This is a genomic window from Bacteroides sp. AM54-2NS (genome assembly GCF_003602935.1).
GTDB lineage: Bacteria > Bacteroidota > Bacteroidia > Bacteroidales > Bacteroidaceae > Bacteroides > Bacteroides xylanisolvens.
Map to the genome: position 1 here is coordinate 42,885 of NZ_QTMZ01000020.1, position 13,382 is coordinate 56,266.

Here is a 13,382-nt window from a genome sequence, read left to right on the forward strand (position 1 = left end):
CAATGTCATTCTTTTCTTCCCGATTCCTCGGCATATTGCTTGGGAAGCATACCGAACATTTCTCTAAAACACTTCGAGAAATAGCTGGGTGAACTGAATCCTACCCGGTTCGCTATTTCAACAATCGGCAACTGACTTCCTTGTAATAATTGTGCCGCCCGTTTCAAACGGATGCTGCGAATAAAGTCTGTCGGTGTGTGTCCGGTGATGGATTGTAACTTACGGTAAAGGCTCATACGCACCATCCCCAGATCGCCACTCAATTCTTCTACGCCATATTCCGGATTATCCATGTTCTTTTCTATGTATTCCAGACACTTCTGTATGAGCTGCTCGTCTACTGAAGTAATGGTGATAGCACTCGGATTTACTTCTATGTTCTTACGGAATTCTTGTTTTCTCTTTTCCTGCTGCTCTATCAGCTTTTCAATGCGTACCATCAGCATATCAAAGTTGAAAGGTTTCGACATATAAGAGTCTGCTCCTACTTCATAGCTGTTAATCTTGATGTCATCGGCAGTACGGGCTGTCAATAATATCACAGGTATATGGGATGTCTGCACGTTCGTCTTGATCCGACGGCAAAGCTCGATACCGTCTACTTTTGGCATCATGATGTCACTGATAATCAAGTTCGGGTTTTCCTCTATCGCTTTCCGCTCTCCTTCCTCGCCGTCTGCCGCTTCAATAATCTGATAGAAATCTTCCAGCTGTTCTTTCAGGAAAGTACGGAATTCCTGATTGTCCTCCACTAACAACAGTTTCTTCAGGTTATCATCGACTGTAGATGTAGTGGTTTCTTTCTCTTTAACATCTGATGCTTCCGTTCCGATGATTTCTTCCGGCAGTTCGTCCGGTTCCGGTTTCAGGTCCATCGGCAACCAAACGGTGAATACTGATCCACGATCTATCCGGCTGTCCACTTTAATACGGCCACCATGTATATTTACATATTCCCTTACCAAATGAAGTCCGATGCCACTACCTATTTTTTCGTCTCCTTCATTTCCTACCTGATAGAAACGGTCGAAGATATAAGGAAGGTCTGATTCGGATATTCCGATTCCAGTGTCGGATACGGATATTCTCACGTAGTTTCTTCCTTCTATTTCTTCTGTTGCAAGCAGTAAGTCGACCGTCCCGCCTTCCGGCGTATATTTGAAGGCATTGGACAAAAGATTATTCACAATCTTATGTACCTTATCCCGGTCGAAGAACATATAAAGCGCTCTATGTTCCGATTGGTTCACAAAGTTAAGGTGCTTCTCTACTGCCATTGGCATGAAGTTGTTATAGGCAGAAACAATAAATTCCTCCATATCGCCGTTCATCAGATGCAACCTCTCTCCTTTCATTTCCAGTTTGCGGAAATCGAGTAGCTGATTCACCAATGACAATAGGTTTTGAGCATTCTTATAGATGGTATTCAGTTGTTTTTTCATCGCATCGTCTGTCAATCGACGTATCACCATGTCTAATGGCGTGATAATCAATGTCAGCGGAGTGCGGAGTTCATGGCTTATATTTGTGAAGAAGCGGAATTTCATCTGATCCAGTTCTTCTTTCTGCTTCAACGCTTCCTCTTCTTGCATACGAATCATCTTCTGCCGGTTGCGGCGGTTTATTACGTAGATCAACCCGAAGATTAAGAGAATAACTAAAATTGCATAGAAAAAACGAGCGGCCAGTGTATCCCAGAACGGGGGATGAATTACAATTTTGAATGCAGACTCCGGTCCCCATATCCGGTCGTTTCCGGCAGCGGACACACGGAAAATGTATTCGCCCGAAGGGAGATTATTATAGACCACACGTCCTTGTCCATTCTCAAAAAGGGTTTCCGTCCATTCTTTGTCAAATCCTTCCAGTTGGTAACGGAAAGAGGTTTGAGAAGGATTAGGGAAGTTCAGACCGGAGAACTCAAGTGTAATATAGTTCTCATCATATTTTAATTGTACTTCGCCCGAATAACTTAATGCTTTATCAAATAAGACACGTCCGTTATATGTTTCGCCCGAAACAACCGGAACATTAAACAAGCGGAATGAGGTAAACAGAGGACGATTGAGGCACTGATTATCTATCATGTTTTCTGGTGAGAAAGCGATAAAGCCGTTCATCAGCCCCAGGAAAAGCTGATTGTCCCTGGTCATTAACGAAGGGAAACTATATAAATCATCCTGACGGATTTCATCTTCCGACAGACAGCTGATTACATGAAAGCTGTATTTATCTGCTCTTCTGTCTACTTTTATCTTATAAATAGAAGTGACTGTCGAAATCCATATATCATGGTTCTTATCTTCCACTACGTTCAGGATAGCTTTAGACAGACCTTCTTCTTTCCCTAATGTGTAGCTTTGCCCATTGTAAGTCAAAACGCTCAAGCCATATTGTGTAGCAAACCATAAAGTTCCCTCATGGTCTTTGAGTATCTGATTATACTTGATACTTCCCTGATTGAATATAGAATTAGCCTGGCCATCTTCCTCCGGTATCCATATTTTATTCGTTGCAGGATCGTAAATGTAGAGTCCGTTATCACTGCCTACGACCAACCGGGATTGATTATCTATGGCCAATGCATTCGCTACTTTGTATTTTTTGAGTTCGGGAAACTGTTCGGACAATAAGTTTATTTGCCCGTTTTCAGGATTAAATAATCCTACACCCCCATATATACTTACCCACAATCGACCGGAAGAATCTTCGACCATGACACGGATATTACTGAAATCCAATTCATTCTGATAATCCGTATCGGGATAATCGTAAGATTGTACCTTTCCATGATCTATGCAGTAGAGCCCATCGTGGTATGTTCCGACCCAAACACGCTTCTTGCTATCCTCATAAAGTACACGGCAATTCTTCTGACTGAATTCATGATAGAATCTGTTCATGCTTTTAGTCTCCGGTTCATAGCGATAGACACCCTGCGTAGTACCCATCAGAATTTCTCCTTTAGATGTTTCGAGCATACAACGGATTTCCTCTCCTTTCCAGTCGCCATTTATCATCTTCTTATTGTACAGCACTATTTTATTCATGCTGGGATGATAATAACACATTCCCTGATTATAAAGTCCTATCCAAACGGAATTATTTTCCCGGTCGCAATAGATGCTTTGAATACCGTTTCGTACTGTATTACCTGATAATAAAGGAATATCCAGTGTCCGGGTTACAGAGAAATTGTGCATATCAATGATATAGAATCCATCAATAACGGTTCCTACCCATGCATTTCCACCTTTATCCACATCCATAGAAGTAAACCATGAATAGTGTCCGAGTTGGATACCTGAAATTTGGTTCCATTTTTTATTATAGACATCATAATAGCCTACTCCACGATCCCACATCAACCAAAAGTCACCATTATCGAGTATCTTCAAAACCACACGGTCATCCGGTTTCAGTTGGTCTTTCAGGAAATCAAGTTGATGCACGAAACGTTTCTTTTCCAAATCGTAGCAACGGATAGCCCCTTTCTGATGAACCATCCAACTGTATTTTCCATGACTTTCTACTCCGAGTAATCCTCCATAGTATTCCATAAACTCATCATTCCTGCAAACCTGTTCGATTGACTTTGTCTCTGCATCGTACATATAGACAGAGGAACCCGGCGTCAGAAACCAACAATGTTTCTCTGAATCAATAATCAGGTCCGCCACTTTATCCTTTAAGCCGAATTGTTGAAATAAAGAATCTACGTTATAGATGTACTGTTCGGTAGTCAAATCGAAGACGCGTAGGCTCTTGCGTTCTTTCATCCACAAACGTTTGTCGGCATCAATATATTGTTCGGGAATAATATGGTTATATGCTATCGAATATTCGCCATGAATATTGAAAGGGAAATTTGAATAGTTCGCACCATCATACAGGCTTAATAACACAGTACTTCGCACACCGATACGTCCGTCGGGAATGGGGAAAACGCTTTTTACATAGTTATCCGGTAATCCTTCGACAACTCCAATCTGGCGGAATACATAAGGGGATTCTTGCGAGCTAATATAACCCGGATACAATAATCCCATTAGTATGATTAACAAACATATTCGAATTTTCATGGCCATCTTTTTTTGTAGTACTATTATTAAGTACGAACGAAGAATCAAATCCCCTTATCCTACTTTACTATTATTTTCTGAATTTCGAGTTTATCTCCGGCTTGCTCTATCTGTAAACGAAGTACACAAGCTCCTGCGGGAAGAGTGAGTTTTCCTATTTCTCTTTCCGTCCATTGTATAGAACTGGGTAATTGCATGGGTTCTGTCTTTACTTCTGAATCAGAAGCTACGGACAATAAAGAATTTCCTTTTGATTGATAAACAAGATAAACGGTATAATCTCCATCGGTAGGAATACTTACAGTATAATTCATCCATTCTCCATCTTCTATTTGGGTAACGACGTAATTATCTTCTTCTTTTCGTAGCTCTACTGCTCCGTCAGGTCTGTATTCGTTGCCACGTTTCTTTCCTACATTGTGATAGGTATGCCCTTCGGGATCTTCCGCAAGACAATAATAATCGTAATCGGCAGCCGATATTTCACAAGGTAGCAAATGAATTCCTGATACACGCTTTCCCGTAGAGAAAGAAACGGGATCGCCTGCCATCCAGGGAGTCAATCGCTTGGTCAATGTTCCCCAGCCAGTCCATTCATAAAACCAGTTGGGTGCTATCCCCCAGTTTTCGCAACCGTGATGTTCTATCATATAATCACGGTAACGTTTCAACCAGGTATAGTTGTTCTCCGGCAATCCAGCACGTACTGCATAATGCGCCAATGCCATTTCACGAGTTCCGCCACTACCTGCTACGTCTCCACGTCCGTGAGGAGATACGGCTACGGATTCCCAACGTCCACTACGGCTTTTTATCTGGAGAAATTTTCCGTTCTCAAAGGTAACTTCATTTGAATTCTTACTATAACTTGTCGGTTCCCAAGGCTCTTTTTGCTCTTCATAGGTCTGGACTTTAGAGAGGTTATAACGATAGTTCCATTCCAAACCAAGAAGCAAACGGTTATTGAGACAATTATACAAAGAATCTCCCTGATTCCATGCCATTTCTGCGATAGCTACATAATTGTGGATACCTGCCAATACATGTCCCTGGTCGCGACTCGACTCCTGACATTGACCGTTTGGATAGATATAATACTGTAGCTGTTCATCGTATCCATAATCTGAAATCTTGTTTTCTCTTCCTTCCAATTTATAATCAAGCATGGTTGGTGATTTCTTAATCGGTTCTTTGCTAGTGACCGTCGGTCCTGAAGGATAAGGTAAATCATCCGGTCGATGCTTCATTCCCAATAAATAACGGTAAGCACGGTCATACATTACTTCGTTATCTAAGTAAATCCCCATTGCCATCATTCCACGAGCAGCGAAAAGTCCTTGATTACCAAACCTTGCGGCATCGAAATTAAAAATATTCCAATAGAATGTAACTCCGTTCTTTGAATCATCCCAGTAATTTGCATATTTGGAAGAGAAATCTTCCGTATTGCTATATCCAGGATAGACCAACATATTTTTAAAACGTTGCTGGTCTTCTACTTTCCAACCGGAATAATCACGCATTAATTCGGCGGCATCAATTAAAAGGTAAATCTTTCCGTTATCTAATGGTCCTGTTCCACGACTACTTGTATTGGTATAATAAGAATTAGCATTCAGATATTCGACCGCTTTACGGGCATAAGCCTCATCGCCCGTCAGATGCCAAAGCAATGCTAAGTCATGTGCCCGCCTGCCATCTACTCCGATAGTAGCATTAAAACGTCCTTCTCTGATTTGTTTTCCCCGATTGATAACTTGCGTATTGAGTGAAGAATAGGGAGATTCCTTTAATTTCAGAAAAGTAGAATAATAAGGCTCATGTTTCGCCTTGACCATAGCTTTCATCCGGTCTAAATCACCTTGGGTATAGGTGATTCCGGGATGGATAAAGTTACGTCGTTGCGCTTGCACTCCATTTTGAATATTCCCAATCCATACAATCCCAATAATCCATATAATTTTGTTAATCATAGTGCGATTCGTTTTTTATACAAGTGATAAGCAAAGATAGTATTTAGTAATAAAAAGGAGTTCAAAGTGAATGAAACATTTACTTTGATTAGCATAAACCCGGGAATAAAACTCTTGTATTTATACTCATGGTTCTCTTCCAGACTCCTTAATTCTGATTCCAGTGCAGCTTTGCTCTCATCTATTAATAGATAAGTTATTATCTTCCTATTGCAAAGTTCTTTCCTTCTAATACTAAAGTTACTCTTATCTAATAGAAATCTATAATTGCAAGCTTTGATTATAAAAAACGAAAGTTTCATTTATATAATTGCAAGTTCTAATTATATAAATGAAACTTGCATTTATAGTTTATGTTTAACCTAAAGAAAGTTTGATATTAGAAGAAAAGAAGTTTGCACCTAATACAAAGAGATTTTTCCATTCATACTTCATATACCAGATTATGCTATTTGACTGTGATATTCTTTATGTATTCATTCGTGATAAAATCATCTATATTTTTCATCTTCATGCCGTTGATAATCACATTATCGAAGATGATATTCTTGACGGAACGTTCTTTATCAAACCCTTTCAATAGAGATGGATTCTCCCCTACTCCATTATAAATGATATTCCGAAAAATAATATCTTCAATTCCCCGGCCGGGTTGCTTATCATACTTTGAATTGAAACGAACATTAATATGAAACAATCTTCCCTCCTAGATATTCTCTACACGGATATCCTCAAATAATACTTTGCGTACCAAGTTTTTATCACCGCAATCCACTGCCATACAGCCCTGATAAAGAAGATCATCTTCATCATGTTCCAGAATATCGACATTACGGACAGTTATATTCTCAAGAATCTCTCCAACCTTATCGTCCGGGTTACCGTGTCCTCCAATGTTGATCGGATGAGCAATATCCGCCCAAAGGATTGAATTCTGTAAAGTCACGTTACGACTTCCTCCGTAATAGTTCCAGCGATGGGCATAGATGGCAATACAATCATCACTGTTCCGCATAAAAACATTGTCTATTAATACGTCACTGCAACACATCAGATCTATGCCATCACTCCATCCTTTACAACTAAAAGACTTTAAATTATTGATGGTCAACCCTGTAGACTCACCACCAAATACTGTATAGTGATCTGGATTTATAACTGTAATACCGTCAATCCATATATTTTTAGAATGGGTAACTTCTATTCCACGGATCGGATGGTCGAGAATACCACGCCCGACAATGCGTACATTTTCAGCTTTGTCAATCAATAATTTAGCTTTTACAACAGCTCCGGGAGCTAAATAAACAGTAGTATTGGAAGGAATCTGTATCTGTGTGTTCGGCAAATCTTTCGGACGATGGACACCCGGTCCGAAATACATTACTTTGTCACTGCTTTCAGTATAAGTTTCTGTTTCCAAAGGATTAGCAAACAAATGAAGATTATGCAAACGATCACCGTTAAACTCAATCGACAGGCATTGAGGTCTAGTGAGTGTAAAAAAGATAGCATTGTGGTTTACCGTATGTTGTATACCTATTGCTAACGGACGGATTTTCACATCCTGAATGGTGCCATTGTTCTTTTTCACCATCACTTCTACGGGACTGCCTATATCAAACTGTACCATTGAAGCAGATTGTACCCGATCCATATCTACTTGGACTTCATATTCGAATACATCTTTCCATTCACCACCTGCTTCACGTACTTTGACTGTATAATCATCATTATGTGGCATACCAGTGTTCAATCCTTCCGGATAGGTTACTAATTGGGCATTCCCGAATGTCGAAAATGCAATAGCTATTGCTAACAAACATTTTCTTTTACCTGATAAAACTCCTACTATATTCATATCACTAAACTATGTTATATTTTAATTATTCTGTTTATTGAAGTTCTTTCTAAAACTATACTTTCTATTCCACCCAGGTTGGCAAACTGGTAACAGAAACTATAGAAAAAATAACCAATGCAAAAAATCTCCTTTATTGTCTATTACGAACAATAAAGGAGATTTACCTAGAACATTCCAGTTTTTTCTGTCTTCTTATTTTTTACTTTTTACATACGGTTCTGCATATTGAGTCGGCAGTGCTCTCGATATGTCTTTGAAACATTTAGTAAAACTAGTATACAATACACCTTCCTATTCTTTATTATAGCTTTATTCGAACGGAACTGCCAAGTACTAGAATATGAATTGAAAACGTCCCTGTACTACACTAAAGTTTGTGCTTTCGATCTCTTTGATATGCGAGCCGGGGATGAAGTAGCTATAATTCAATTTGACAGCAATGTGTTTATTGATATAGTAATTCAATCCGAAGGAGAGGTCTTTCTGTGTTCCGCCTTTTATTCCGGCATCATTCAGAGAGAGATAATTGAAACGGGCACATAGTTCGAGTGCTTTTCCTTCCGGTCTTCCGGGACAGGCTACTTCTTCGTCATACAGATAATTCTGTCCCAACAATAGCCAGGAACATTGCAGATAAGCTCCTTGTGCCGTATAGTTCTCAAAACCCTTTTCCCGTTTTACATGGGCGCGGATGTATTCACCCTGAAGAAAGAATTTATGATAGTAAATTAGCAGTTCGGTTCCTATTTTAAATTGGGATGCTGCATGATCTACATCTGCTTGTATTAATGTACGATTATCAATCGTGCTCACGCCCGGAGATTTATAAGTAAACGTATTCCTGTTCTCATCTTCGGGAAGCGTGCCGTCCGGTGTACGATGGATAGCTGCTAATCCTATATGTACCAGTTTCGCTTGCTCATAAAGTGGACGGTAAACCAAACGTCCGTCAATGGCATATCCTTGCGATGCGTTTTTCAGGTTGCTCAAATCATTATCGGTAAAGAATCCGCCACACAGATAGTAATATTGGGTACGATAGGAATAGGCTACTCCCATACGTCGGCTATTTGTCAATGCCAGCACAGCTCCCGGAGATTGGTTGAAGCGAAGATCAAATGTACTACAAATCATATCGAGACTGAATGGCTCATAGAATTGTCCTATCTGAATGGAACTATTCTTATAGGAATAGGTGGCAAAAGCATCTTTGATGGCTACTTTGTTTCCGGCATATCCCATTTCCAGTTTCATTCCCCAGTTCTGATAGGTAGCTTTTACACCGATGCGAAGGTCATTAAATTCCGTGCCGTTGCCAAAGTTATTCGGATTCTTCAGATACACTCCTCCATCCATTAATAGACGCCCGGTGATTTTATATTGTATGCCATCGGGCAGATTCTGTGCCGTTATCCGGGAAGTCGTTAGTATTAGAGATAGAAGGAAGGAGAATTTCAAATATAGTCCTATTATTTTCATCGTCCACCTTTTATCAAATTTGTGAAAAAGTAGTTGGCTCCATACCTTCTCCCGTAAATTTTATCCCGTTGCTCATTTCGGCTTCTTTCGCTTTCTTCAGTTGTTTCTCTTTTTTATAGCGCTGTATCAGGTAAATCATGGAGCAGGTGAAAGCAACCGTACAGATCAGTCCTACGTAACCGGATAATATATTATAAAATTCCAACCAGTTTATGTCTGCATGGGCAAATTCTTTGAACATCAAGACAAGTACAGTTCCCGTATATCCGATAAAATCAATGGTCACAATGAAGAAACCGACATTTCCTTTTATCTTGAAACAAGCGATGAAGCGGTCGAAAAAAATGCTTTGAAAACAGAGGTAGGCAATATACAGACAGAGACTTTGGACAAACAGCCAGGTGATTGCATCCAATTGCAGAGAATCATAATTGAAAGATATAAAACTCATGGTGGCTGTCCCAAGTACGACCAATCCCAGCAGGGCAACCAAAACTTTTATGTTACTTTTCACAAAGGCCATCGCTCCGAATAACGCCAGAATTATTAATGTAACGACTGTATCTACCTGCGCAAACATCCATGAGGACTGTCCGTTCATATCAATAATCTTCACCAGGAAATCTTCCTTAATATCTCTAAGCACTACCAACATTAGGTTAGCTACAAACAATAATACAAGAAATGGCATAAAGTCGATGAACAGTTCTTTCCGTTGCTTGCCATTCAGAGTTACACGACTACTTTTTTGTTCTATATCTTGTGCCGTAGGTTGTGGCAAACGGGTTAAGCTATATCCCAAAAGAGCCAATAAAGGAAGTGCAAAAGCACCGATAAGTGCCGGCATCCAAAATTCGCTGACGTTCAATGTATTCATAACGAACAATCCGATGGATTTTGCCGTTCCCGAACTGATAACAATACTGATTCCTAAAAGACTGGCCAAAATATCCGTAGTGCGGCGACCTCGATAAAACTGAAAATAACTCCCCACATACAGCCCAATGACAATCCATTGAAGAACATGGCAAACATATTATAAGGAGTGGGAAGTGCTCCGAACGCAACCAATGACAATTCCGCTACGGCAATGGAAACGAGTATAAACTTCAGGCGATTCTCTCTCTTCAATTCGGAAATCAACTTGATACCTATAAACTTGGCTATCAGATAACCTGCTATCTGAATGATAGTAACCAGTACTTTATAATCAAAACCGAATGCTTCTATCCCGTCAAAAGTAGCAGCTGTGAAAGGTTTACGCAATGCATAAACCAGTGAGTAAGAAAGAAGGGCTGCTCCACCTGCCCATAGAATAAAGAGGAAATCGGCTAATCTTCTGTTTGAACTTTGTTTCGATATTGCTTCAGTAATCGTTTTCATACGTTTTCGTTTTAATTTCTGGAGCAAAAGTAGAGGAGAATAGCAAGGGAGAAAATGAATTCTAAAGATTCATTTTATTCATTATCAGGTAGAAATGGAAGTAATATTAATGTAACGTTTATGTAACCGTAATTTCTTGGAAATGGAATACAAAAAGGGTTGCACAATCACTAATCCGGTATTGCGCAACCCTTTTTATTCGATTTCTTATTTTTCTTCTTATTGGAAAGTAGGCATCTTGAATCTGTACAATAATCCACCTACCATGGAAGCTACGCGGTCAGGTCTTCCCTGTTCGGAGCCATCGTATGTATCGGTACGGATACCGACTTTAGGTTCGGCATACAGATACAAAGAAGAAGCCACTTTCAGCTTTACCTGCACACCGGCATCCAGTCCCGGCACTGCTCGGAACTTACCGTAACGGCGTACCAGTCCGGCCGTAACTCCCACAAAAGGAACAACATCTATCACATGGTCGGGGCTGTATCCTTTTGCCAATGTGGCCAGACTCATCATATAATCCATACCCAAACCGGCATAATGAAGATTCATCTTCGACGACGTTTTGGCCTTGTACATAATTGTTCCATTTACCCGCCATGCAGATAACGGAGTGTACCATTTACCTATGCTTCCTTTTGCTTCTACACCTGCATTCTTCACCAAATCTTTGTTGGCTACGAGCAAGCTACCCAATCCAAGTGCACCGGAGATGAAGTAACGCTTGTCATCCTGACCAAACACGCTGCGATTGGCTGCTTTTGAATAAGGAACAAAGCGATAGTGGAAACCTGCATTGACTCCTACCATTACGTCTTTCTGCATAAAGCCCAGATTACCTTCAATGAATTTATCTCCATACAAGCGAATCTGCGGTTCAATGTACAAACCGAGAAAATCATTCACATGCCATAATCCCTGTATGCCTGCATTAATACCCAGTTGGAACTTATGGTCTGATTTGGAAGTATAAGCAAGGTTGACACCTACCGAACCTATTAAATCAAAGATACGATCGGAATTATATCCACTCATGGTAGACGTTATGTTCCACAAGTAATCAAGACCACCACTGACGCTGGCATGTCTAAGTTTGCCCGCTTTAACACTTCCCGGAACTACATAGTTCGTAAAGAATCCACCCGTACCCACCAGGCGCAAACCGGAATAAGGGCTCAACCACTTACCGATAGAGACAGAAGCCTGCGGACCTAAAGAACCAAGGTTTTCAAGATTCGTCTTATTCAGGAACATTTGCACACCGATTCCCGAAGTCATAAACAGATTGTCTGCGATGTGATTGCTTGAGAATCCGTTCTTCGGACGTGCCGCACGGTCAATCGTATGATAAGTCAAACCAAAATTCAACTCTCCGAGCTGATCCGTATTGCCACCTACTCCGCGACCTCCTGCATATCTCTTATTATACACATTGAGGCGAGGTTCTATAAATAAATCCACAGAACGGTTGATACGGAAACTTCCTTGCACACCGACTCCTATTCCCGGAGCATACTTGGCGGTTTTATCCACTCCTTTCGTACCTGCCAGGTTAACTCCGGCAATACCGATCAGACTAAATATTCTGTCTTCATCATATCCCCAAAGAACATTATTGATATTCAACAGATAGTCCGCATGCAGATCGACATGTTTAAAGTAGCCGCTTGCACTGCCCGAAGGGGTGTCTGAAAGTCCAACCGTCCCGGACAAACGCAGACCGGAAGAAGGACTGAACCATTTACCGATTCCGGCAGAGAACTGGGGACCTAATCCTTTAATCGTATTCTTGATTCCCGGAACTTTCAGTGTACTGATACCACCGGATAAAGAGATAAACATATGATTCAGGAAGGAACTTTTATCGAAATCATCGAAATGAATCTTAGTTCCCATCGGAGCAGCAGGCATATAGGTCAGACCTACCAGAACCGAACCAGCCATTTTATAGTTTCTCCAACTTTCCGTATACGCAAAACCGTCATTATACCATCCGATCCGCGGTTCTACAAACAAATCCAATGTAGAAGAAAGACGTACATTTCCCTGTAAACCGAGATGAGCGCCGTAATAAAGCTGACCGCCGCCTTTCAAATCCGGATACTTTTCGGAACGATCGCTATTGTCGCCCACCTTAGAATAACCGGCTTCTATACCTGCAATCCCTACTAACTCAAAACAACGGTTTGCATTGTATCCGTATGCCAGGGAGGACATATTCAACAGATAGTCCAGGCTGCCGCCACCCATTTTTATTTTAGAATCGTAGATACTCGACGGCAGATAACCTAAATTCACCCCTATCCGAAGTCCATGAACCGGAGTAATCCACTTTCCCATAAAGAGATGGGCGGTCATTCCCATTCCATCCTGACTATCTCCACTTGTTAACAAGCTGTATGGCCCTATTCCGGCAGAGAAAAAGAGATGTTCATTGAATTTATTGCTCTCGAACTTTTCATTTGCAGGCCGTTTCTGTAACATATATTGCAATGCACCATAATCCTGTGCCTGTAAGGTAACAGCAAGCATCAGGAAGATTGCCACTGCTACATATTTATTGTTGATTCTGAAGATATTCATCGTTTACTCTTGTTG

Annotated in this window: 4 protein-coding genes and 2 pseudogenes; all 6 read right to left on the bottom strand. The window is 40.7% G+C overall.

Annotated elements, in window-relative coordinates:
- Positions 1–5 precede the first annotated feature (5 nt).
- Complete coding sequence (locus DXA05_RS13765; RefSeq protein WP_115484140.1) at positions 6–4,082, bottom strand: hybrid sensor histidine kinase/response regulator transcription factor; 4,077 nt, start codon at positions 4,080–4,082, stop codon at positions 6–8.
- 59 nt (positions 4,083–4,141) lie between these two features.
- A complete protein-coding gene (locus DXA05_RS13770; protein ID WP_004302341.1) occupies positions 4,142–6,055 on the bottom strand; it encodes an alginate lyase family protein in 1,914 nt (637 codons plus the stop codon).
- A 448-nt stretch (positions 6,056–6,503) separates the two neighbouring features.
- Positions 6,504–7,916, bottom strand: a pseudogene (locus tag DXA05_RS13780) (glycosyl hydrolase family 28 protein).
- Between the two features lie 336 nt (positions 7,917–8,252).
- The gene (locus DXA05_RS13785) at positions 8,253–9,398 is read right to left on the bottom strand and encodes a porin (RefSeq protein WP_004305856.1); all 1,146 of its coding nucleotides are present in this window, start codon (positions 9,396–9,398) and stop codon (positions 8,253–8,255) included.
- Between the two features lie 13 nt (positions 9,399–9,411).
- A pseudogene (locus DXA05_RS13790) lies at positions 9,412–10,781 on the bottom strand (DUF5690 family protein).
- Positions 10,782–11,000: 219 nt separating this feature from the next.
- Positions 11,001–13,367 (bottom strand): hypothetical protein, encoded by a 2,367-nt coding sequence (locus tag DXA05_RS13795; RefSeq protein ID WP_004305853.1) that lies wholly within the window; start codon positions 13,365–13,367, stop codon positions 11,001–11,003.
- Positions 13,368–13,382: the final 15 nt, after the last annotated feature.

Coding starts and splice junctions, on each gene's coding strand:
- DXA05_RS13765 (WP_115484140.1), bottom strand. CDS start 4,082: ATGAAAATTCGAATATGTTTGTTAATCATACTAATGGGATTATTGTAT.
- DXA05_RS13770 (WP_004302341.1), bottom strand. CDS start 6,055: ATGATTAACAAAATTATATGGATTATTGGGATTGTATGGATTGGGAAT.
- DXA05_RS13785 (WP_004305856.1), bottom strand. CDS start 9,398: ATGAAAATAATAGGACTATATTTGAAATTCTCCTTCCTTCTATCTCTA.
- DXA05_RS13795 (WP_004305853.1), bottom strand. CDS start 13,367: ATGAATATCTTCAGAATCAACAATAAATATGTAGCAGTGGCAATCTTC.